Origin of the sequence: Microbacterium sp. SYP-A9085 (assembly GCF_009649635.1) — a bacterium.
Classification (GTDB): Bacteria; Actinomycetota; Actinomycetes; order Actinomycetales; family Microbacteriaceae; genus Microbacterium.
Genome location: NZ_WJII01000008.1, coordinates 25,358 through 47,577, shown reverse-complemented (window position 1 = coordinate 47,577; position 22,220 = coordinate 25,358). Strand labels below are relative to the sequence as shown.

Annotated in this window: 20 protein-coding genes and 1 tRNA gene; 9 read left to right on the top strand and 12 right to left on the bottom strand. The window is 71.2% G+C overall.

The window, feature by feature from the left end; translation table 11 throughout:
- Positions 1-192: 192 nt before the first annotated feature.
- From orn to GH740_RS13615, 5 genes are all read left to right on the top strand, one after another.
- Positions 193-819 (top strand): oligoribonuclease, encoded by a 627-nt coding sequence (gene orn / locus GH740_RS13635; RefSeq protein WP_153746646.1) that lies wholly within the window; start codon positions 193-195, stop codon positions 817-819.
- Between the two features lie 35 nt (positions 820-854).
- Positions 855-930: transfer RNA gene (locus GH740_RS13630), tRNA-His, on the top strand.
- Between the two features lie 120 nt (positions 931-1,050).
- Complete coding sequence (locus GH740_RS13625; protein WP_153746658.1) at positions 1,051-1,401, top strand: metallopeptidase family protein; 351 nt, start codon at positions 1,051-1,053, stop codon at positions 1,399-1,401.
- Positions 1,398-1,697 carry an ATP-dependent Clp protease adapter ClpS gene (gene clpS, locus GH740_RS13620; protein ID WP_153746645.1) on the top strand — a complete coding sequence of 100 codons (300 nt, stop codon included), beginning with the start codon at positions 1,398-1,400 and terminating at the stop codon, positions 1,695-1,697. Before GH740_RS13625 ends, clpS begins: the two co-directional genes overlap by 4 nt.
- Positions 1,694-2,185, top strand: a complete 492-nt coding sequence (locus GH740_RS13615; RefSeq protein ID WP_253941436.1) for a DUF2017 family protein — start codon at positions 1,694-1,696, stop codon at positions 2,183-2,185. Before clpS ends, GH740_RS13615 begins: the two co-directional genes overlap by 4 nt.
- Positions 2,186-2,188: 3 nt before the next feature.
- Here GH740_RS13615 and GH740_RS13610 read toward each other — a convergent pair whose 3' ends face one another.
- From GH740_RS13610 to gatC, 6 genes are all read right to left on the bottom strand, one after another.
- Positions 2,189-2,779, bottom strand: coding sequence for a hypothetical protein (locus tag GH740_RS13610; protein WP_367641612.1), 591 nt, complete (start codon positions 2,777-2,779; stop codon positions 2,189-2,191).
- The gene (locus tag GH740_RS13605; RefSeq protein WP_153746644.1) at positions 2,754-3,074 is read right to left on the bottom strand and encodes a hypothetical protein; all 321 of its coding nucleotides are present in this window, start codon (positions 3,072-3,074) and stop codon (positions 2,754-2,756) included. The genes GH740_RS13610 and GH740_RS13605 overlap by 26 nt, the downstream gene beginning before the upstream one ends.
- 41 nt (positions 3,075-3,115) lie before the next feature.
- Entirely contained in the window at positions 3,116-4,378 is a 1,263-nt protein-coding gene (gene dinB / locus GH740_RS13600; RefSeq protein ID WP_153746643.1) for a DNA polymerase IV, read from the bottom strand.
- 140 nt (positions 4,379-4,518) lie between these two features.
- A complete protein-coding gene (gene gatB / locus GH740_RS13595) occupies positions 4,519-6,018 on the bottom strand; it encodes an Asp-tRNA(Asn)/Glu-tRNA(Gln) amidotransferase subunit GatB (RefSeq protein ID WP_153746642.1) in 1,500 nt (499 codons plus the stop codon).
- Positions 6,015-7,550 carry an Asp-tRNA(Asn)/Glu-tRNA(Gln) amidotransferase subunit GatA gene (gatA, locus tag GH740_RS13590; RefSeq protein WP_367641611.1) on the bottom strand — a complete coding sequence of 512 codons (1,536 nt, stop codon included), beginning with the start codon at positions 7,548-7,550 and terminating at the stop codon, positions 6,015-6,017. Before gatA ends, gatB begins: the two co-directional genes overlap by 4 nt.
- Positions 7,547-7,846, bottom strand: coding sequence for an Asp-tRNA(Asn)/Glu-tRNA(Gln) amidotransferase subunit GatC (gatC, locus tag GH740_RS13585; protein ID WP_367641610.1), 300 nt, complete (start codon positions 7,844-7,846; stop codon positions 7,547-7,549). The genes gatA and gatC overlap by 4 nt, the downstream gene beginning before the upstream one ends.
- A 162-nt stretch (positions 7,847-8,008) precedes the next feature.
- Here gatC and GH740_RS13580 point away from each other — a divergent pair, with 162 nt between their 5' ends.
- Together GH740_RS13580 and GH740_RS13575 are read left to right on the top strand one after the other, a co-directional pair.
- Positions 8,009-9,715, top strand: a complete 1,707-nt coding sequence (locus tag GH740_RS13580; RefSeq protein WP_367641609.1) for a long-chain-fatty-acid--CoA ligase — start codon at positions 8,009-8,011, stop codon at positions 9,713-9,715.
- Complete coding sequence (locus tag GH740_RS13575) at positions 9,712-11,532, top strand: DEAD/DEAH box helicase (protein WP_153746641.1); 1,821 nt, start codon at positions 9,712-9,714, stop codon at positions 11,530-11,532. Before GH740_RS13580 ends, GH740_RS13575 begins: the two co-directional genes overlap by 4 nt.
- Before the next feature lie 21 nt (positions 11,533-11,553).
- On the opposite strand, the gene ligA is transcribed toward GH740_RS13575, so the two are convergent.
- The 5 genes from ligA to GH740_RS13550 all read right to left on the bottom strand — a co-directional run bounded on the left by ligA (position 11,554) and on the right by GH740_RS13550 (position 19,575).
- Complete coding sequence (gene ligA / locus GH740_RS13570) at positions 11,554-13,863, bottom strand: NAD-dependent DNA ligase LigA (protein WP_367641608.1); 2,310 nt, start codon at positions 13,861-13,863, stop codon at positions 11,554-11,556.
- A 343-nt stretch (positions 13,864-14,206) separates the two neighbouring features.
- Complete coding sequence (gene mnmA / locus GH740_RS13565; protein ID WP_153746640.1) at positions 14,207-15,304, bottom strand: tRNA 2-thiouridine(34) synthase MnmA; 1,098 nt, start codon at positions 15,302-15,304, stop codon at positions 14,207-14,209.
- A 19-nt stretch (positions 15,305-15,323) separates the two neighbouring features.
- Complete coding sequence (locus tag GH740_RS13560) at positions 15,324-16,493, bottom strand: cysteine desulfurase family protein (protein ID WP_367641607.1); 1,170 nt, start codon at positions 16,491-16,493, stop codon at positions 15,324-15,326.
- A 69-nt stretch (positions 16,494-16,562) separates the two neighbouring features.
- Positions 16,563-17,651, bottom strand: coding sequence for a VIT1/CCC1 family protein (locus tag GH740_RS13555; RefSeq protein WP_153746639.1), 1,089 nt, complete (start codon positions 17,649-17,651; stop codon positions 16,563-16,565).
- A 115-nt stretch (positions 17,652-17,766) separates the two neighbouring features.
- On the bottom strand, positions 17,767-19,575 hold the full coding sequence (locus GH740_RS13550) for a DEAD/DEAH box helicase (RefSeq protein ID WP_367641606.1): 1,809 nt from the start codon (positions 19,573-19,575) through the stop codon (positions 17,767-17,769).
- 102 nt (positions 19,576-19,677) lie between these two features.
- Between GH740_RS13550 and GH740_RS13545 the strand changes: the two genes are divergently transcribed.
- Positions 19,678-20,538, top strand: a complete 861-nt coding sequence (locus GH740_RS13545; protein WP_153746638.1) for an SGNH/GDSL hydrolase family protein — start codon at positions 19,678-19,680, stop codon at positions 20,536-20,538.
- Here GH740_RS13545 and GH740_RS13540 read toward each other — a convergent pair.
- Positions 20,502-21,545 carry a diacylglycerol kinase family protein gene (locus GH740_RS13540; protein ID WP_153746637.1) on the bottom strand — a complete coding sequence of 348 codons (1,044 nt, stop codon included), beginning with the start codon at positions 21,543-21,545 and terminating at the stop codon, positions 20,502-20,504. The two genes, GH740_RS13545 and GH740_RS13540, sit on opposite strands and share 37 nt — an antisense overlap.
- Positions 21,546-21,660: 115 nt before the next feature.
- Here GH740_RS13540 and GH740_RS13535 point away from each other — a divergent pair, with 115 nt between their 5' ends.
- Positions 21,661-22,188 (top strand): hypothetical protein, encoded by a 528-nt coding sequence (locus tag GH740_RS13535; protein WP_216644957.1) that lies wholly within the window; start codon positions 21,661-21,663, stop codon positions 22,186-22,188.
- Positions 22,189-22,220 lie beyond the last annotated feature (32 nt).

Below are 22,220 nucleotides of genomic sequence, written 5' to 3'. Positions count from 1 at the left end.
CACGGTGAGCTGCCCGGCGACGATCTTCAACACCACGACACGATGCTTCGACATGCATCGCACTGTGACCTATGTCCCGACTCATCAGCGACCTATCACCTGTGACCTATGTCGTGAACCTAGACACTCCCGGAGGGGCCGTGTGATGCGGGCGCGTCGGCAAGGTCCGGCCCCGTCATTAGGATGATTCACATGGTGGCATCATCCGGAAACGACCGGCTCGTGTGGATCGACTGCGAGATGACGGGCCTCGACCTCGAAGTCGACGAGCTCGTCGAGATCGCCGTCGTCATCACCGATTTCGAGCTCGAGCCGCTGGATCCCGGCTTCCAGATCGTCATCCGGCCGAGCGAGGCCGCGCTCGCGCACATGAACGAGTTCGTCACACAGATGCACACGACCTCCGGCCTCATCGAGGAGATCCCCGGCGGGGCGACCCTCGCCGACGCCCAGGAGCAGACCCTCGCGTACATCCGCCGGTTCGCGCCGCTGCAGAACAAGGCCCCGCTGGCGGGCAACACGATCGGCACCGATCGCATGTTCCTCGCGAAGTACATGCCCGCGGTGGATCAGTGGCTGCACTACCGGAGCGTGGATGTCTCCAGCATCAAGGAGCTCTCCCGCCGCTGGTACCCCCGGGTGTACATGCACGCTCCGGCCAAGGACGGCGGCCACCGCGCCCTGGCCGACATCCGGGAATCCATCCGCGAACTCGCCTATTATCGCGACGCCGTGTTCGTCCCGCAGCCCGGGCCGACCAGCGACGACGCGAAGGCTCTGGCGGCCGCGGCGGTGTCATCGTTCGCTCTGAAGGTGTGAGAGAATCGTGTGGTTGCCCGCCGTGCGGGCGCATGGTGGGTATAGCTCAGTTGGTAGAGCACCTGGTTGTGGTCCAGGGGGTCGCGGGTTCAAGTCCCGTTACTCACCCCAATCGTTTTCCGACGCCCCGCGTCGACCGTCGCCTGCCTACCGGCGCGACGCCGCGCATCGGCAACCCTGCGATGATGGATGCCGTCCCCTGACATGAGCGACACGGGAGCGGTCCGGCCGATGCTGCAGATGGATGCCGAGGCATTCGAGTCTCTCGTCGTCGACGAGCTCGACAGGCTTCCCGATGACATGGTGGACGGCCTGGACAACGTCGTGTTCGTGGTGGAGGACCGTCCCGAGGACGGCAGCCTCGACCTGTTCGGCCTGTACGACGGCTGGGCTCTCACCGAGCGAGACCGGTACGGCGGCGGCGAGCTGCCCGACCGGATCATCGTGTACCGGGAGCCGCACCTGGCCGCATGCGAGCACGAGGAGGAGCTGCGCGACGAGGTGCACACGACGCTCGTGCACGAGATCGCGCACTTCTACGGCATCGACGACGACCGACTCCACGAGCTGGGCTGGGCATGAGTGTGCTCGCAACCCCCGACATCCGTGAGGACGAAGACCTCCGGCAGACGGTCGACCCCGACCGCCCGTGGCAGACGGTGGTCTGGAACGATCCGGTGAACCTGATGAGCTACGTCGTCCGGGTCCTGCGCACCTACTTCGGCTACTCCCGTGAGAAAGCCACACGGCTCATGCTCGCGGTCCACAACGAGGGCCACGCCGTCGTCGCCGAAGGGCCGCACGAGCAGATGGAGCTGCACGCGCAGGCGATGCACGACTACGGGCTGTGGGCCACGATACGCAAGGCCGGGCTATGAGACCGCGCACCGTGGTGATGGAGATCACGCTCCTCGAGGCCGCGCACCTGGCGGACCTCGTGCGCCAGTTCCGCGATCTGCTCGGCGAGACCCCGACGTCGACCCCACCCGCGGACCCGGCCCTGGCGCGGCTGGTGCCCGACGCGTACGCCGACGACGCCGAGGCGTCCCGGCAATTCCGCGACCTGACGGCGGCGGATCTCCTCGCGCGTCGCGACGAGGACGCGCAGACGGTCCTGGCCGACCTGCCGAGCGTGGCGCCTCCCGACGACGAGAACCGGTCGCTGCAGACCATGTCCATCGTGCTGTCGCCGGAGCGGGTGGAGGCGTGGCTGCGCACACTGGCGGCGCTGCGCCTGGTGCTCGCGTCGCGCCTGGACATCCACTCGGAGGACGACCACGACGACGACGATCCGCGGTTCGGGATCTACGAATGGCTCGGGTACCGCCTGGAGGGGCTCATCCAGGCGGCCGACGGCGCCCGGTAGCCGTCACGGCACGACGACCTCCACGGTCGCCAAGCCCCGCGGATCATCCCGAGCCACGTGTCGGCGCTCCTGCGCCGCCCACCGCTCCCAGTGCGGCCGGTACAGGTCGCCGTCCCGGTCCAGCGCCCGGCGCCGCCGCGCCGCGGCCGGGGCATCCACCCACACTCGGACATCACCGAGCGGGGCGGTGGCCGCGGTGAGCACGCCCGAGCCCTCCACGATCAGCGGCAGCACCGGATCCACGACATGCTCCTCCGCGGGGGCGCCGGCATCCCAATCCCAGCGCCGCCACGCCCCGGCCTCGCCACGGGCGCGCGGCACCAGGACCGCCGCGCGCACTATTTCCACGCCGGCATCCAGCCCGTCCCAGCCCGGGTACAGCGCGTCCAGCGCCACGAGCTGCACCGGTCCGCCCTGCCATTGCGCGGCCAGCAGCCGCGCCAGCGACGTCTTGCCCGCACCGCTGCATCCGTCGATCAGCACGACCGGATGGGCGGCGGCGGCAGCCGCGACCGCGCGCAGCACGGCCTCCGCGCCGAGAGCGAGCGCGGCCCCGACCGGATCGACGCTACTTCTTGAGGGCGCGGATGACACGGCTGAGCGCCCGGCCGCACACCCACGCGAACGGGATGGCGACGGCCAGGAAGGAGACGACGTTCGGCTCGAACCGGAGGTCGTCGCCGCGGCGGACGTAGGCGCCGATCGGGATCGCGTATCCCCCGCCTCCCCCGCCGCCGTTGCCGGACTCGTCGGAACCGCCGCCGTACCCCGACCAGCTCATGGCGACCGGGATGATGCGGATGCCGTCGACATCCTGCTGCTCGCCGTAGGCGCTGTTCACCCCGAAGGACGCCGCCTGCTTGCCGAGTTCGAGTGCGATGTTGGGCATGCCCCCACGCTAGCCGTCTGTGGCGGCGCTGCCCACCCCCGTCAGGAGGGATTCCGGCGCGGCGGCGGGTGGTGCGTGACGCCGCCGACATCCCGTTTCGGACCCAGGAACGCGGCGCGGGTGACCGCGCCGCTCCCGAATCGGGCCGCAGCGTCGTCCAGGGCTCCTTCGACCTGGCGCCACTCCTCATCGTCGTCCCACAGTGCCGGCCCCGCACTGCCGGCCGGACGCAGCCGCTCTGCACGCACGCCGACCAGTCGCACCGGCAGCGGACGGGGCAGCGCACCGAACAGTTCCAGGGCCGCTGCGCCGATGCGCTGGCCCACCGAGGTGGGCTCGGCGAGCGTCTGCGTACGGGTCACCGTGGTGAAGTCGGCGAACCGCACCTTGATCGAGACCGTCACGGTCTCCCAGCCGGCGCTGCGCAGTCGCGCACCGACGCGGTCGGCGAGCCGACGCAGCTCGCCGCGCAGGATGACGTCGTCGGCGATGTCGACCTGGAACGTCTCCTCGTGGCCGACGCTCTTCTCCAGCCGCTCCGGCTCGACGTCGCGCGCGTCCCGCCCGTGCGCGAGCTGACGGATGCGATCCGCCGACGTCGTCCCGAGCGTGCGCTCCAGCACCGCGAGCGGGGTTTCGCGCAGGTCGCGGATGGTGCGGATGCCCCGCGCCTCGAGCGCGTCCGCCGACTTCGGTCCGACGCCCCACATCGCGCGGACGCTGAGCGGGGCGAGGAAGTCGGCGGTGGCGGCCTCTGCGACGATGAGCAGGCCATCCGGTTTGCTCATGGTCGACGCTATCTTCGCGACGTGCTTCGTGGCCGCCGCGCCCACACTGCACGTCAGGCCGGTGCGCTCGCGGACGCGGGTCCGCAGCATCCGGGCGATCCCTCCCGGCGGACCCCACAGCCGGCGCGCGCCGCGCACGTCGAGGAACGCCTCGTCGATCGACAGGGGCTCGACCAGCGGGGTGATCTCGTGGAAGACATCCATCACCCGGGCCGACATCTCCAGGTAGCGCGGGAAGTGCGGGGCGACGACGGTCGCGGTCGGACACAGACGCAGCGCCTGCGGCATCGACATCGCGGAGCGCACGCCGTACCGTCGCGCCTCGTAACTGGCGCTGGAGACGACGCCGCGACCCTCCACGCCGCCCACGATCACGGGCTTGCCACTCAGAGAGGGGTCGTCGAGCACCTCGACCGACGCGTAGAAGGCGTCCATGTCCACGTGCAGGATGCCGGCGCCGGTGTCATCCGCGTCGTCCGGCGACACGCGCCTGGCCGATCCGTCGCCGCGTCCCATGGACCCATTCTCGCCGCCGCCCCCGACACCCGCTCCCCCGGCCGTCCGACCTGACGCCGAGGGTGCAGCTGACGGACGAGGGTGCGGGAAAAACCCACACCCTCGTCCGTCAGTTGTACTCTCGCGGGGAGCCGGCCGGACTACTGGGCGGCGCGCTCCAGGATCAGTTCGCGCACGCGGGCGGCGTCGGCCTGACCGCGCATGGCCTTCATCACGGCGCCGATCACGGCGCCGGCGGCCTGGACCTTGCCGTCCCGGATCTTGGCCAGCACGTCCGGCTGCGCCGCGAGCGCCTCGTCGATCGCCGCGATCAGCGCCCCGTCGTCGGAGACGACGGCAAGCCCGCGCGCGTCCACGATCTCCTGCGGCGTCCCCTCGCCCGCGACCATGCCCTCGAGGACCTGCCGGGCCAGCTTGTCGGTGAGCGTGCCCGCGTCCACGAGCTTCTGCAGCTCGGCGACGGCGGCCGGTTCGACGAGCTCGCTCGTCTCCCGGTCGGCGGCGTTCGCGAGACGCGCAATCTCGCCCGTCCACCACTTGCGGGCCGCGGTGGGAGCAGCGCCCGCGGCGATCGTCTGCTCGACCTCGGCGAGCACGCCGCCGTTCGCGATGTCCTGGAACTCCAGGTCGGTGAAACCCCACTCCGCCTTCAGCCGGCGCCGACGGGTGGCGGGCGGCTCGGGCAGCGCCGCGCGCAGCTGCTCGATCAGCTCCGGCGCGGGGACCACCGGCAACAGATCCGGCTCCGGGAAGTACCGGTAGTCGTCGGCGTCGGACTTCGGGCGCCCCGGAGAGGTGACGCCGGTGTCCTCGTGCCAGTGCCGGGTCTCCTGGGTGATGGTGCCGCCGGCGGCGAGGATCGCCGCCTGCCGCCGGATCTCGTAGCGCACGGCGCGCTCGACCGAGCGCATCGAGTTGACGTTCTTCGTCTCCGTGCGGGTGCCGAGCTTCTCCTGCCCGCGCGGGCGCAGCGACACGTTCGCGTCGCAGCGCAGGTTACCCCGCTCCATGCGGGCATCCGAGATCCCCAGCGACAGCACTATGTCGCGGATGGTGCGCACGTACGCGGCGGCGAGCTCCGGCGCGCCGTGCTCGGCGCCGAAGATCGGCTTCGTGACGATCTCCACGAGCGGCACGCCGGCGCGGTTGTAGTCCACGAGCGAGTACGCCGCGCCCTGGATGCGGCCGGCCGCGCCGCCCACGTGCGTGAGCTTGCCGGCATCCTCCTCCATGTGCGCGCGCTCGATCGGGATCTGCACGAGCGTGCCGTCGGCGAGCTCGACCTCGACCTGGCCCTCGTACGCGATCGGCTCGTCGTACTGCGAGATCTGGTAGTTCTTGCCCAGGTCGGGGTAGAAGTAGTTCTTCCGGGCGAACCGGCTGGACGCCGCGATCGAGCAGCCCAGCGCGAGGCCGAGGCTTATCGAATATCGCACCGCCTGCTCGTTGACGACCGGCATGGATCCGGGAAGGCCCAGGTCGACGGGCGCCAGGTCGGTGTTGGGCTCGCGGCCGAACGAGTTCGGGGCGGCCGAGAACATCTTCGTCTTCGTGTTCAGCTCGACGTGCACCTCGAAGCCGAGCACCGGCTCGTACAGCTCGAGCGCCTTGTCGAAGTCCATCAGCGCGGCGGCCATCAGCGGCTCCCCTCCTGCATCGTGCGGCTTCGCTCATTCAGCACGGGGGCCCGGTCCAGCAGCGGACCACCCCACGCATCGACCAGCAGCGCCTCGGTCGCGGCACCCACCCGGTACAGGCGGGCGTCCGCACGCGCCGGTGCGAGGAACTGGATGCCGACGGGCAGGCCGTCGTCGTCGGCGAGGCCGGACGGGATCGAGATCCCCGGGACGCCGGCGAGGTTCGCGGGGATCGTGGTGAGGTCGTTGAGGTACATCTGCAGCGGGTCGTCGATCTTCTCGCCGATCTTGAACGCGGTGGTCGGCGCGGACGGCGTCGCAATCACGTCGACCTGGCCGAATGCTGTGTCGAAGTCGCGCTGGATGAGCGTGCGCACCTTCTGCGCCGAGCCGTAGTACGCGTCGTAATACCCGGCGGACAGGGCGTACGTGCCGAGGATGACGCGGCGCTTGACCTCCTCGCCGAACCCGACATCCCGGGTCGCCGCCATCACGTCCTCGACGGTGCCGCCGGCGACATCCACGCGCATCCCGAACCGGACGGAGTCGAACTTCGCCAGGTTGCTGGATGCCTCGGCCGGCAGGATCAGGTAGTAGGCGGCCACGCCGTACTCGAAGTGCGGGGCGCTGATCTCGACGATCTCGGCGCCGTGCGCCTGCAGCCGGTCCAGCGCGTCCCGGAAGGACGCGGCGACGCCGGGCTGGAACCCGCTGTCGGGCAGCTCGGTCACGACGCCGATCTTCAGGCCCTTCAGGACCTCGCCGGTCGCGCCCTCGCGGGCGGCGGCGGCGAAGGACGGCCACGCGTCGGTGAGCGACGTGGAGTCGTGCGGGTCGTGCCCGCCGATCACGTCATGCAGGAGCCCGGCATCCAGGACGGTGCGGGTGACCGGGCCGACCTGGTCGAGCGAGGACGCCAGGGCGATGGCGCCGTACCGGCTCACGCCGCCGTACGTCGGCTTCATGCCGACGGTGCCGGTGACGTGGGCGGGCTGGCGGATCGATCCGCCGGTGTCTGATCCGAGCGCGAGGGGCGCTTCGAACGCGGCGACGGCCGCGGCCGAACCGCCGCCGGACCCGCCGGGAATGCGCTCGAGGTCCCACGGGTTGTGCGTGGGACCGTATGCGGAGTGCTCGGTGGAGGAGCCCATCGCGAACTCGTCCATGTTCGTCTTGCCCAGCGGCACCATGCCTGCCGCGCGCGAGCGGGCGACGACGGTGGCGTCGAACGGCGACAGATATCCCTCGAGGATCTTCGACCCGCTCGTGGACGGCATGTCCGTCGTGACGAGCACGTCCTTGATCGCCAGCGGCACGCCGGCGAGGGTGCCGAGCTGCTCTCCGGCCGCGCGGCGCCGGTCGATGTCGGCCGCGGCATCCAGGGCCTTCTCGTTCACGTGCAGAAAGGCGTGGATGTCGCCGTCGACGGCGGCGATCCGGTCCAGGTGCGCCTGCGTGGCCTCGACGGAGGAGATATCGCCCGCGGCGAGCCGGTCGGCGAGCGCGGCGGCGGAAAGCCGGATGATGTCGCTCACTGCTCCTCCCCCAGGATCGCCGTGACCCGGAAGCGCCCGTCCGCGGCGTCCGGCGCGTTGGACAGCGCCTGCTCGTGGGTGAGGGTCTGCCCGATCTCGTCGGGGCGGAACACGTTCTCCAGGGCGATCGGGTGGCTCGTGGCCGGCACGTCGGGGGTGGCGACCTGCGAGACCTTCGCGATGTTGTCGACGATGACGTCGAGCTGGCCGGTGAGGCGCTCGACCTCCGCGTCGCTCAGCTGGATGCGTGCGAGCACACCGAGATGGCGCACGAGTTCGGGGGTGATTTCAGACACCCCTTCAGTCTATGGGCGCGCGGATGCCGCGCCCTTCGGCCGCGACGGCGGCGGGAGTCACCGTCCCGTCGTGCCGCCTGCGCCGCGCGGAACCGGCATCTTCGGACCGGAACTCCCCTGCCCGCGGGAAACGCGCGGGGGCCCGGCGCGTAGGCTGGCGCGGTGACGACGTTCGATCCGCCCCGCCCGTGGACCGCCAGCTATGAGCCCGGCGTGCCCACCGACCTGGACCCCATGGACGGCTCGCTGGTGGACATCGTCGCGGCATCCGCCCGCGATTACCCCGACGCTCCGGCGCTCGAGTTCTTCGGCCGCACCACGAGCTATAGGGAGCTGGACCGGCAGATAGCCCGCGCGGCGGCGGGGCTCAAGGCGCTCGGCGTCACGGCCGGCGACCCGGTGGCCATCGTCCTGCCGAACTGCCCGCAGCACATCGTCGCGTTCTACGCGATCCTGCGCCTGGGCGCGGTGGTCGTCGAGCACAACCCGCTGTACACCCCGCGTGAGCTGCGCAAGCAGTTCGAGGACCACGGCGCGAAGACGGCGATCGTCTGGACGAAGGTCGTCGCTCCCGTCCAGGAGTTCCCCGCCGACCTCGCTGTGGCGAACGTCATCTCCGTCGACGTGATCGCCGCGATGCCGCTGCGCACCCGTCTGGCGCTGAAGCTGCCCGTCGCGAAGGCCCGCGAGTCGCGCGACGCTTTGTACACCCGGGTGAGCGGGACGATCCCGTGGGAGCGCGTGGTGGCCGCGGACCCGCTGCCGGAGACGCATCCGAAGCCCGCGACCGACGATCTCGCGATCATCCAGTACACCAGCGGCACCACCGGCTCCCCGAAGGGCGTCCTGCTCACGCACCGGAACCTCCTGGCCAACGCCGCGCAGGCCCGGGCCTGGGTGCCGCAGATCGTCCGCGGCCCCGGGTGCGTCGTCTACGCGGTGCTGCCGATGTTCCACGCCTACGGGCTCACCCTGTGCCTCGCGTTCGCGATGTCGATGGGGGCGCGTCTCGTGCTGTTCCCCAAGTTCGACCCCGACCTGGTGCTCGCCGTGACGAGCAAGCGGCCGGCGACGTTCCTGCCGCTGGTGCCGCCGATCGCCGACCGGCTGCTGAAGGCCGCCGCCGAGAAGGGGGTGTCGCTGCGCGGCACCCAGATAGCGATCTCCGGTGCGATGGCCCTGCCGCACGAGCTCGTCGTGCCGTTCGAGCAGGCATCCGGCGGCTACCTCGTCGAGGGGTACGGGCTGTCCGAGTGCTCGCCCGTGCTGATGGCGAACCCGGTGGCCGACAACCGCGTGCCGGGATCGGTCGGGCTTCCCCTGCCGGGCACCGAATGCCGGGTCGTCGACCCCGACGATCCCGCGCGAGATGTGGCCCCGGGCACACCCGGGGAGCTCGTCGTGCGCGGTCCACAGGTGTTCGGCGGATACCACGGCCGCCCCGAGGAGACGACGGCCGTGTTCGTCGACGGATGGTTCCGCACCGGCGACATCGTCACGATCGACGACGCCGGGTTCGTGCGGATCGTCGACCGCATCAAGGAGCTCATCATCACCGGCGGGTTCAACGTCGCCCCCACCGAGGTCGAGAACGCCCTCCGCCAGCACCCCGACGTCGATGACGTCGCGGTCGTCGGGCTACCCAGCGAGCATTCGGGCGAAGAGGTCGTCGCCGCGGTCGTCCTCGCCCCCGATGTCGACGAGCCGGATGTCGAGGCTATCCGCGCGTTCGCGCGCGGCATCCTCACCCCTTACAAGGTGCCGCGACGGCTGTTCGTCGTGGACGAGCTGCCGAAATCCCTCATCGGCAAGGTGTTGCGCCGCCAGGTGCGCGAGAAGCTGCTGGAACTGACGGGAGCAGGATCATGACGCAGGAGACGGATGCCGCGGACGGCGGCGAACCCGAGGCCCCCGGCTTCGAACAGCTCGGCGTGACCGGGCCGGTGCTCGCGGCGATCCGCGACCTCGGCTACGAGACGCCGTCGGCGATCCAGGCGGCGACCATCCCGCTGCTGCTGGACGGGCACGACGTGATGGGTACCGCGCAGACCGGCACCGGCAAGACCGCCGCGTTCGCGCTGCCGGTGCTGGAGCGGCTCGACCTCGCACAGAAGACCCCGCAGGCGCTCGTGCTCGCGCCGACCCGCGAGCTCGCCCTGCAGGTGTGCGAGGCGTTCGAGTCGTACGCGGGCCGCATGAAGGGCGTGCATGTGCTGCCGGTGTACGGCGGCCAGGGGTACGGCGTGCAGCTGTCGGCGCTGCGCCGCGGGGTGCACATCGTCGTGGGAACGCCCGGCCGCATCATGGACCACCAGGCCAAGGGCACCCTGGACCTGTCCGAGCTGAAGTACCTCGTGCTGGACGAGGCCGACGAGATGCTGAAGATGGGGTTCGCCGAGGACGTCGAGCAGATCCTCGCGCAGACGCCCGAGGACAAGCAGGTGGCCCTGTTCTCGGCGACGATGCCCGCGGCGATCCGCCGGCTGGCGCAGAAGTACCTGCGCGACCCGGAAGAGGTCGCGATCAAGACGAAGACCACGACGAACCAGAACATCACGCAGCGCTATCTCGTGGTCGCGCATGCGCAGAAGGTGGATGCTCTCACGCGCATCCTCGAGGTGGAGAACTTCGACGGGGTCATCGTGTTCGTGCGCACGAAGAACGAGACCGAGACGCTCGCCGAGCGGCTGCGGGCCCGCGGCTACTCCGCCGCCGCCATCAACGGGGACGTGCCGCAGGTGCAGCGCGAGCGCTCGGTGAACCAGCTGAAGGACGGCAAGCTCGACATCCTCGTGGCCACGGATGTCGCCGCGCGCGGCCTGGACGTCGAGCGGATAAGCCACGTGATCAACTTCGACATCCCGAACGACACCGAGTCGTACGTGCACCGGATCGGCCGCACCGGGCGCGCCGGGCGCACCGGCGACGCGATCAGCTTCATCACGCCGCGTGAGCGCTACCTGCTCGCCCACATCGAGAAGGCGACGCGTCAGCAGCCGGCGCAGATGCCGCTGCCGACGACCGAGGACGTCAACACGACCCGCCTGAACAGATTCGACGACGCGATCACCGCGGCGCTGGAGGCCACGGGCCGCATCACGGCGTTCCGCGACATCATCGCGCACTACGTCCGGCATCACGACGTGCCGGAAGGTGATGTGGCGGCCGCGCTCGCCGTCGTGGCGCAGGGCGAGACGCCACTGCTGCTGGATCCCGAGAACGACGCGCTCTCGGCCTCGATCGCGGCGGCGGGACGTCCGCCACGGGAGCGCGCGGGCCGGGATGCCCGGGAGCCGCGCGAGCCCCGCCGCGGCCGTGGGGACTACGCCCCGTACCGGATCGAGGTGGGTCGGCGGCACCGCGTTGAGCCGCGCCAGATCGTCGGCGCGCTCGCGAATGAGGGCGGGCTGCGCCGCGACGATTTCGGCGCCATCGCGATCAAGCCGGACTTCTCGATCGTCGAGCTGCCCGCGAACCTCGACCCCGCCGTGCTGGAGCGGCTGCGCGACACGCGCATCTCGGGCCGGCGCATCGAGATCACGCCGGACCGCGGCATCCCGAACCGGCGTCGGCTGGAGCACTCGGATGCCGACGGGCGGCACGCGCACCGCGACGACGACCGCCGCGCGCCGCGGCGGGAGCACGACGACGATCGCCCGCCGCGCAAGCCGCGTCACAAGAAATGAGCGCCCTGCGGGGGTGACGCCCTATTCGAGCGCGGCCGGACCCTGCTCGACGAGCAGCCGGAACTGTGCGGCGTCGATGATTCGGACGCCCAACTCCTCGGCCTTGGCGAGCTTCGAGCCGGCGCCGGGTCCGGCGGCAACGAAATCGGTCTTCTTCGACACGGATGACGCGGCCTTGCCGCCGGCGGCGATGATGGCCTCCTGCGCACCCTCACGCGTGTAGCCGTCGAGGCTCCCGGTCGCCACCACCGTCAGCCCCTCCAGCACTCCGCCGGTCGCAGTGGCTCCGGGTCCGGGATGTCCGGGGGTCGACCACCGCACCCCGGCATCCGTCCACCGCTGCACGATGTCCACGTGCCAGTCCTCCGCGAACCAGTCGATCACGGAGTCGGCGATGATCCCGCCGAGGCCCTCGACGGCCGCGAGATCGTCGCGCGACGCAGCCCGGATCGCGTCGAGCGACCCGAACCACTGCGCGAGGGCACGGGCCGCGACCGGTCCGACGTGTCGGATGTTCAGCGCGACCAGAAGACGCCACAGATCCTTCGTCTTGGCCTTTTCGAGCTCGGCCAGCAGCTTCACAGCGCCCGACGATGGCCGCGGGCCCTCCAGCCCCTGCTTGCGCTCGGCCGTTGTCGGATTGCGGCGGAACGGCGACCGGGTCTTGACGACCCCATCCGGATCCTCCTTCGGCAGGCCGGTCTCGGCATCCCGAACCACCACCGAGATCGGCACGAGCTCGTCCAGCGTCAGGTGGAAGAGCCCCGCCTCGGTGTCCAGCGGCGCGACGGCGGGCGGCTCCGCCTGGGTGAGCGCGGCCGCGGTCACCTCGCCGAGCACCTCGATGTCCAGCGCCCCGCGCGACCCGATGTGCTCGACACGGCCGCGCACCTGGGCCGGGCACGACCGCGTGTTCGGGCAGCGCAGATCGATGTCGCCTTCCTTCGCGGGCGCGAGCACGGAGCCGCACTCCGGGCACCGCTCGGGCATCACGAACTCGCGCTCGGTGCCGTCGCGCTTCTCGACGACGGGGCCGAGCACCTCGGGGATCACGTCGCCGGCCTTGCGCAGCACGACGGTGTCGCCGATCAAGACGCCTTTCGCCTTCACGACATCCTTGTTGTGCAGCGTCGCCTGCCGCACGACGGACCCCGCCACGTGCGCGGGCTCCATGACCGCGAACGGCGTCGCGCGCCCGGTGCGGCCGACGGAGACGACGATGTCCAGCAGCGTCGTCTGCACCTCTTCGGGCGGGTACTTGTACGCGATCGCCCATCGGGGCGCGCGGCTTGTCTGCCCCAGCTCGCCGTGCAGCGCGAGTTCGTCGACCTTGACGACGATGCCGTCGAGCTCGTGTTCGATGTCATGCCGATGCTCGCCGAAGTACGCGACGAAGTCGGCGACCTCGTCGATCGTGCGGCAGACCTTCGTGTGCGGGCTTGTCGGCATCCCCCATCCTGCGAGAAGCTCGTACACCTCGCTCTGAGCGGCCACGGGCGGGTCGGGCCAGGCGCCGATGCCATGGACATACAGCGACAGTGACTGCACCCGCAGGACGCCGGCCTTGTGCTCGAGGCCCTCTTTCTTGTCGAGCTGCTGGCGCAGTCCGCCGCTGGCGGCGTTGCGCGGGTTCGCGAATGCCGGGAAGCGGCGTGCCGCGGCGGTCGTCGCCTTCTCCTCGTCGAACGGCTTCTTCGCGCCGCGCGCCTGCCACCGGGCCCGTGCGTCCTCGTACGCCCGGTCGCGGAAGTCGGCCTGCGCGGCGTTGAGATTCTCGAACGCCGCGACGGGGATGAACACCTCCCCGCGCACCTCCACGAGGGCAGGGTGCCCGGTGCCCGACAGCCGGGCCGGGATGCCGGTGACCCGCAGCGCGTTCTCGGTGACGATCTCGCCAACCCGTCCATCTCCGCGGGTCGCCGCGGAGGTGAGGATGCCGTTCTCGTAGCGGAGGCTGATGGCGAGGCCGTCGATCTTCAGCTCCGTGAGCCACGCGACCGTGCGCCCCGCCGCGGCCTGCGTCTTGGCCGCCCAGTCGCGAAGCTCATCGACGGAGAAGACGTTGTCGAGGCTCAGCATCCGTTCCGCGTGCTCGATCGTGTCGAGCGCGGTCGCGCCCGCCGCACCGACCATCTGCGTCGGCGAGTCCTGCCCCTGCAGCTCGGGGTACCGGCGCTCCAGCTCCTCCAGCCGCCGCATCCACCCGTCGTACGTCGCGTCGTCCACGAGTGACGTGTCGCGCCCGTAGTACGCATCCTTCGCGTCCAGGATGCGGGAGGTCAGATCCTCCGCTTCGGTGCGCGCGTCTTCCCGCGAGATGTCGTCCGCCACATCGCCCAGTTTATGAGGGAGTGCCGACACGCACCGTCGCTCGGTGGACCACCTGCGACGGTGGCGCAACGTGACGACGCCGATCGACCGACGAAGAGAGGCGGGGACGGGATGTCGTCGACATTGCGCAAATGACGCTCAGCCGGCGACATCCTCGTCGTTTGCGCAATCTCGACAGCGCGCGTGGCGCCGAGCAGGTTGGCGAGGCGGGCGTCGGCGCTCTTGGGCGTGGTTCGCAAGCATGGCCGACCGGGTGCCCCTCGGCGGGTCGGAGGTGGCCGAGATTGCGCACATGACCCGCAATCGGCGATATTCTCGCCGTTTGCGCAATGTCGAGACAGCCTCAGGCGCCGACGGGAACGGCCGACACCGTGCTGTCGATCGTGAACTGGCCGATCACGCGGGTGCCGTCGTAGAGCACGGCGGTCTGCCCGGGCGCGACGCCGTCGAACGGGTGCTCGGGCCGGACGGTGAGGATGCCGCTGGCCAGCTCTGCGCGCGCGGGGACCGGATCGGCATGGGCGCGGATCTGCACGGCGCAGTCGAACCCACCCTCGTCCTGGGCGCGGCCCGCCCAGGTGAACCGAGCGCCGGCGATCTCGGCGGTGGCGAGGGCCTCCTTGGGGCCCACCACGACCGTGTTCGACACCGGGCGGACCTCGAGCACGAACCGCGGCTTGCCGTCGGGCGCCGGCACCCCGAGCTGCAGGCCGCGACGCTGCCCGACCGTGTAGGCGTGCGCGCCGTGGTGCGTGCCCACGACGGCACCGGCGCGGTCGACGACATCGCCGTCCGCGGCGCCCACCTTGTCGGCGAGCCAGCCGCGCGTGTCGCCATCGGGGATGAAGCAGATGTCATAGCTGTCGGGCTTGCGCGCGACCGCGAGTCCGCGCCGCTCGGCCTCGGCGCGCACGAGCTCCTTCGATGGCGTGTCGCCCAGCGGGAAGTACGAATGTGCGAGTTGCTCGGCGGTCAACACGCCCAGGACGTACGACTGGTCCTTCGCGGCCTCGGACGCGCGGTGCAGTTCACGCCCCGCGGTGCCGTCGACGAGCTTCGCGTAGTGTCCGGTGCACACGGCGTCGAAGCCGAGTTCGAGTCCTCGCTCCAGGAGCGCGGCGAACTTGATGTTCTGATTGCAGCGCATGCACGGGTTCGGGGTCCGCCCGGCCCGGTACTCCGCGATGAAGTCGTCGACGACGTCATGCCGGAACCGCTCGGAGAAGTCCCACACGTAGAACGGGATGCCGAGGACGTCGGCGACCCGCCGCGCGTCCATCGCGTCCTCGACCGTGCAGCATCCGCGGCTCCCGGTGCGCAGCGTCCCGCCCGCGCGGGACAGGGCGAGGTGCACGCCGACGACGTCGTGGCCGGCCTCGACGGCCCTCGCGGCGGCCACGGCGGAGTCGACGCCGCCGCTCATCGCCGCCAAGATCCGCATTCGTCCAGTCTACGAGCCGTCAGCGCCGCGCGGCGGCCCGGGCCCGCTCGACGGCAGCGGGCAGCGCGACGAGGACCGTGTCGACGTCGGCGTCCGTGCTCGTGCGCCCGAGGCTGAACCGCAGCACCTGCCGGGCCTCCGTCTGCGTCCTCCCCAGCGCGACGACGACGTGCGACGGTTCCGGGATGCCGGCCTGGCACGCCGACCCCGTCGACGCGCTGATCCCCGCCTCGTCGAGCAGGAACAGCAGCGTCTCGCCGAGCGCGCCGTGGAACAGCACGTGCGCGTTCCCGGGCAGCCGACCCTGCGGATCGCCGAGAAGCTCCGTCTCGGAGACGGACTGCAGGATGCCGCCGACCAGCCGATCGCGGAGGGCGGCCAGCCGTGCGGCCTCGCCCTCGCGCTCGGCCGCGGCGCACTCGGCCGCAACCGCGAACGCGGCCGCGCCGGCGACGTCCTGCGTGCCGCTGCGCAGCGAGCGCTGCTGCCCGCCTCCGTGCAGCAGGGCGACCGGCGCCGCATCGCGGGCGACCACGAGGGCTCCCACGCCGACCGGTCCCCCGATCTTGTGTGCGGACACGCTGAGCGCGCACAGCCCGCGCATACCGCGGATCCCTCCCCGCCAGGCCCGGAACGCCACCGGCACGTGCCCGAACGCCGCGACCGCGTCCACGTGCAGGGGGACGCCGACGTCCGCCGCCGCGGCCGCAATGCCCGGGATGTCGTTGACGGTGCCGACCTCGTTGTTGGCGGCGAGCGCGGTGGCCAGCGCGGCGCCCGGCAGGGCGGCGGCGAATGCCGGCGACTCGATCCGGCCGAGCGCGTCCAGCGGGACCGGCCGCACGGACGCCGCTTCGTGCTTCTGCAGCCATGCCGCGGTGTCGAGCGTGGCGTGATGCTCTCCGTCCGGGAGCACGATGGCGTCGCGATCGGCGGGCCGCGACCACCACAGGCCCTTCAGCGCCGCGTTCACCGACTCGGTGCCGCCCGAGGTCAGCACGACCTCGATGGGATCGCAGTCCAGGACCGCGGCCAACCGCTCCCGGGACTCCTCGAGGAGCCGGCGGGCGTCCTGGCCGGTCCGGTGGATGGACGACGCGTTGCCATAGCTCGCCGTCGCCCGCAGCCACGCCTCGCGCGCCTCGGGCCGCAGCGGGGTGCTGGCCGCGTGATCCAGGTAGACCGTCACCGGTCCACTCTGCCACGCCCCGGTGCTGCCAGGGCCTTCAGCGCACCCGAAGACCGGACGGTCCGCAGGTCACCCCAGGACCCCGCCGACGGCAAGTCCCAGCAGGTAGGTGACGGCCGCGGCACCGAACCCGATGAGCAGCTGCCGCAGCGCCCGGCGCAGCGGCGGCGCCCCGGAGAGCAGGCCCACCATCGCGCCGGTGCCGAGCAGGGCGACGCCGACGAGCACGAGCGCGAGCACCACCGCCGCAACGCCGCCCATCCCGAACAGCCACGGCAGCACCGGGATGACGGCACCAGACGCGAAGCACAGGAAGCTCGAGACAGCGGCACGCCAGGCACTGCCGATCACCTCGTGGTCGTCGCCCGCCCGCACGGGCCCGGTGTGCGCGGCCGGCCCCTCGGCCCGGCGGGCGCGCTCGATCACGCGTTCCGCCCGCGCTATCGCGGCCTGCGGCGCCATCCCGCGCGTGCGATACACGAGCGCGAGCTCGTTCGTGTCCAGGTCGAGGTCGGGCAGAATGCCGTCGGCGAACTCGCCGGGCTCCGCGGCATCCAGCAGCTCGCGCTGCGAGCGGACCGAGACGTACTCCCCCGCGCCCATCGACAGCGCCCCGGCCAGCAGCCCCGCGACACCGCTGATCAGGACGAACGGCGCGGGGACGCCGGTGGCCCCGATCCCCATCACGAGCGCAAGGTTCGAGACGAGGCCGTCGTTGGCGCCGAAGACCGCGGCGCGGAAGCCACCCGAGAGCCGTCGGCGGCCGCGCGCGGCGAGGCCGCGGACGACCTCCTGGTGGACCTTCTCGTCCGCGGCCATCGCGGGGGTCGCGTGCGGGTCGGTCTCGTACGGCGAACGCCCCTCGGCGTTCTGGGCGAGGGCGAGCACGAAGATCGAGCCGAAGTGACGCGCCATCCACCCGAGCAGCACCGTCCGTGCCGACGCCCGCGGCAGCACCGCGGGCTCGCCGCCGAGCAGCCCCAGCCAGTGCGCCTCATGCCGCCCCTCGGCCTCGGCGAGCGCACGCAGGATCTCCTGCTCGTGGCCGGAGCGGCGGTCGGCGAGCTCGCGGTACACGCGCGCCTCGGCACGCTCGTTCACGAGGTACTGCGCCCACCGCCGGCGGTCGCGCGCGGTGGGCGCGAAGGTGGATGGCATGGCTGACTCCCGGATCTCGACAACCTCTCGAGGCTATCCGGCGCGGGATGCCGCACCCGGGCGGTTCTGCCCTATTGCCAGCATTTCGGGGATCCGAACGCGCGCGGACGCCGCGCTACGAGTGCACGCGGCGGCGCAGCAGCTCGATGCGCTTCTGCAGCTGGGCGACCGTGGCCTGCGCGACCGCGGGACCGCCGCACATCCGCCGCAGCTCGGCGTGCACGGACGCGTGTGGCTCGCCGGACTGGCGGGCGTACAGCCCGACGAGGCTGTTCAGCACCTGCCGCTGCTCCTTCAGCGTGCGGTGCAGCGCTTGCGGCGCCTCCGCGACCGGCTCCGCGCCGCCCTTCGCCTCCCGGGCGGCCCGATGCCGGCCCTGCCGCGCCTGGCGCTGCATCAGCAGCTCGTGGACGTGCTCGGGCTCCAGGAGTCCGGGAAGACCCAGGAACTCCTGCTCCTCCGGCGTGCCGGGCACGGCGAGCTGGCCGAATTCGCGCCCGTCGTACAGCACCCGGTCGAAGTGGGCGAACGAGGCGAGCGCCTGGTAGCTGAACTCCTCGGTGAGGGCGTCCGAGGCCTTGTCCTCGCGCTCCGCGGCATCCATCAGGTCCTGCTCGGCATCCCACTCGTCCCCGCCGGACTCACGGTCCAGGGCGTGGTCGCGCTGCCGCTCCAGCTCGTTCGCGAGGGCCAGCAGCTGCGGCACGTTGGGCAGGAAGACGCTCGCGGTCTCGCCGCGGCGCCGCGCGCGCACGAAACGCCCGATCGCCTGCGCGAAATACAGCGGCGTGGACGCGCTCGTGGCGTAGACGCCCACCGCGAGCCGCGGCACGTCGACCCCCTCGGAGACCATCCGCACGGCCACCATCCAGCGGCTCGTGTCCTTCGTGAACGAGTCGATCCGACCCGACGCCTCCGCCTCGTCGGAGAGGACGACGGTCGGCGCCTCCCCGGTGATGCCCTGCAGGATCGCGGCGTACGCGCGCGCGGCGGTCTGGTCCGTCGCTATCACCAGGCCCCCGGCATCCGGCACCTGCGCGCGGACCTCAGTCAGCCGCCGGTCGGCGGAGCGGAGCACCGCGGGGATCCAGTCGCCGTCCGGATCCAGCGCGGTGCGCCACGCCTGGGCGGTGATGTCCTTCGTGTTGTCCTGGCCGAGCTGGGCCTCCATCTCGTCGCCGGTCTTCGTGCGCCAGCGCATCTGACCCGCGTACACGAGGAAGATGACCGGCCGCACGACGCCGTCCTCCAGCGCCCGGCGGTACCCGTAGCTGTAGTCCGTGCGGGAGATCCGGATGCCGTGCCGGTCGGGGTGGTACTCGACGAACGGGATCGGGGCGGTGTCGCTGCGGAACGGCGTGCCGCTGAGCAGCAGGCGGCGGGTCGCGCGCTGGTACGCCTCCCGCAGCGCGTCCCCCCAGCTCAGGGCGTCGCCGCCGTGGTGCACCTCGTCGAGGATCACGAGCGTGCGCCGCTCGAGCACCAGGCGCTGGTGCACGGACGCCTTCACCGCCACCTGCGCGTAGGTCACGGCGACGCCGTGGTATTGACGCGACGGCGCCGAGTGCCGGTTGCTGAACGCGGGGTCCAGGCGGATGCCCACGCGGGCCGCGGCATCCGCCCACTGCGTTTTCAGGTGCTCGGTGGGGGCGACCACGACGATCCGGTCCACCACGCCGCGGCGCAGCTGTTCGCTGGCCAGCCGCAGCGCGAAGGTGGTCTTCCCGGCGCCCGGGGTCGCCGCGGCGAGGAAGTCACGCGGCCCCTTGCCGACACCGTCCGGCCCGTCCAGGCCGAAGTACAGGTCCAGCGCCTCGGCCTGCCACGCCCGCAGGCGCTGCGCGGTGCCCCATGGCGCGCGCTGCGGGTAGGTGGGCGGAAGGTGTTCGGCGGCGAAGCTGCCCAGAGAGGCCTGCTCCTCCACCCGGTCTCCTTCCCACGCCAGACGACATTCCACCCTAAGCGACGGGCCGGACACCGGGTGCGGCGCTAGTGTGAGTGTCGGTCACGAACCGGGAGGATGTCGATGTCCGACGCCGAGGGTGATCGCGGCCCTTATCTCGCGAACGAGCAGGCGCACCCCTGGCGGCGCTTCGTCGCCCTCGGCGACTCCTTCACCGAGGGGGTGGGCGACCCCGACCCCACCCGCCCGGGCATGTTCCGCGGCTGGGCCGACCGGGTCGCCGAGGCGCTCTCGCGTCAGGTCGACGACTTCGCGTACGCGAACCTGGCGGTGCGCGGAAAGCTCATCCGGCAGATCGTGGACGACCAGATCGAGCCCGCGCTGGCTCTGAAGCCCGACCTGATCACGCTGTGCGCGGGCGGCAACGACGTGATCCGGCCGCGGTCGGATCCGGATGCCGTCGCCGAGGTGTTCCGCGACGCGGTGGCACGGCTGGCCGGCAGCGGCGCCACGCTCGTCGTGTTCACCGGGATCGACACCGCGTTCACGCCGGTGTTCCGTCCGATCCGCGGCAAGGTCGCGATCTACAACGAGAATGTGCGGGCCGTGGCCGAGGAGTTCGACGGGATCGTGGCCGACCAGTGGGCGCTGAAGACCGTGCAGGATCCCCGGTTCTTCGCCGACGACCGGCTGCACTTCAACGCGCTGGGCCATCACGAGGTGGCGCGCATGGTGCTGCGCGCCCTGAACGTGCCGAACGATCTCACGCCGATGCAGCCGGACCCGCTTCCGCTGCGCACCTGGCGTGAGGCCCGCGCCGAAGACCTCGTCTGGGCGCGCACGCATCTGGTGCCGTGGGTGCTGCGGCGCCTGCGCCACCAGTCCTCGGGCGACAACGTGACGGCCAAGCGCCCGGAGCCCCTCCCCGTGACGACGCTCGCGCCGGGTCAGGATGCCGCGGCCCGGCGCGGCGAGCAGACATGAAACGCGCTCCCGTTTTCCCGCATCGCTTCTTCGGTATGGATCCGAAGTGCGGCGTGCCGGACCGTGATCCGAGCACGTATGACCGGTCCGAAGCTGTCGCCGTCGAGTTCTACGCCGTGTGAGACGTCGAAGCGTACGTCGAACTGTCGTCCCTGGGCATAGGCGAGCGCTTGTATCTCCGGGGCAAGCCGTAGCAGGCCCTTGCCGAACGCCGAGCGATGTGCGATGCCGTGGAGCGAGAGTCTCGTTCCGATCCGCGCCCATCCGAACCAGTTCTTGGGTCGCATCAGGACCACATCGAGGAGCCCGTCATCGATCACGGCGGAGGGAAGAAGGGGTATCCCGCCGGTGAGCGTTCCGCAGTTCCCGACGATGACGGTGTGCGCCCGAGCAGAGTGAACGCGCCCGTCGTCGATCCGATAGTGCAGACGGAAGACGCGGTTCGCGATGATCGACCGTGCAATGGGCCGCACGTACGCGAACCATCCGAGTCGTCGCTTCTCAACCGCACCGGTGTTCTCCGCCATCTCGGCGTCCAGTCCTATGCCGGCCATCACGAGGAACAGGTGGCGTCTGCGAGCTCCTTCATCGTCGTCGAGTTCAGCGACGCCGACGTCGATCGTGCGGGTCGCGCCTCCGAAAGCAACAGCGACGGAAGCGGAGATATCGTTCAACGGAAGCCCGAGGCTACGCGCAAGAAGATTCCCAGTCCCCGCAGGCAGCAGGCCGAGTGGGGTCTCATTCGCACCCGCGGCCTCGGCCGCCTCCACGACGACACGTACGGTTCCGTCGCCGCCGGCGACGAGGATGAGCGCCGCACCGTCCGCGATCGCGTCTTCAGCCGCGCCGTACCCTCCGTCCTCGTTCCTCGTGGCGAACCAGTGCGACGGTTGCCACCCCCGACGGTTTTCCTCCCGCCCGACCGCACTGCGCAACCGATCGAGGGACACCTTGACGGGGTTGTAGACGACCGCCGCGCGCGACCCTGCCGTTGTCTGCGAGGACATGCACGAAGCCTAGACTCTCCTCGCGCGACCCGCGCCGATACGTGGGGCGGTGTGGTGTCTGCCCGCCACGCGGCAGTCTCTGCGCGCATACAGGTTGGGGGCGTACCGTCCGATCATGAACGCGAGGCCGAGCGCCGGGCGCAGGGATGACGTGCTCGGGCTGGGAGCGGTCATCGTCGGCTCTCTCCCCGCGACGCTGTTCACGCAAGACGCGCCCGACCGCTATCTCGTCGAGGCTGTGTTCAGCCGAAGGCCGCAGCGCGAGGAGATCGAGGCGATCCTCGGCAACGAGACACGGACCTGTCTGTCAGATAACGGGTATCGCACGGTCGAGGTCTCTGTGTCCGACCGCCGTCTGGGCATCGCGAACACGAGTCTAGAGGAGTTGCGGGATGGGTTGGCAGCGGTACTTGCAGAGCGGCTCTCCGCCATCAGCACGGAGGTGTGGAGGCGGCGTGAGATCGCGACCGCTCGCTTTCAGGAAGCGCCGGAACGTGAGCAGAAGCGCGCAGCGGCAGTCGCGGCTCTCGCCGATTCGGTGACGTTCGCCCGTCGTGCCACGGGCAGGGAGGAGACGCAAGCGGCGGAAGACCCCGCATTCCTCGCGATGTGGGGCGATCAAGGGGAAGCCGTTCGCAGCTGAAAGGCTGCCCGGCGGAGAAGGGGTCATCATGG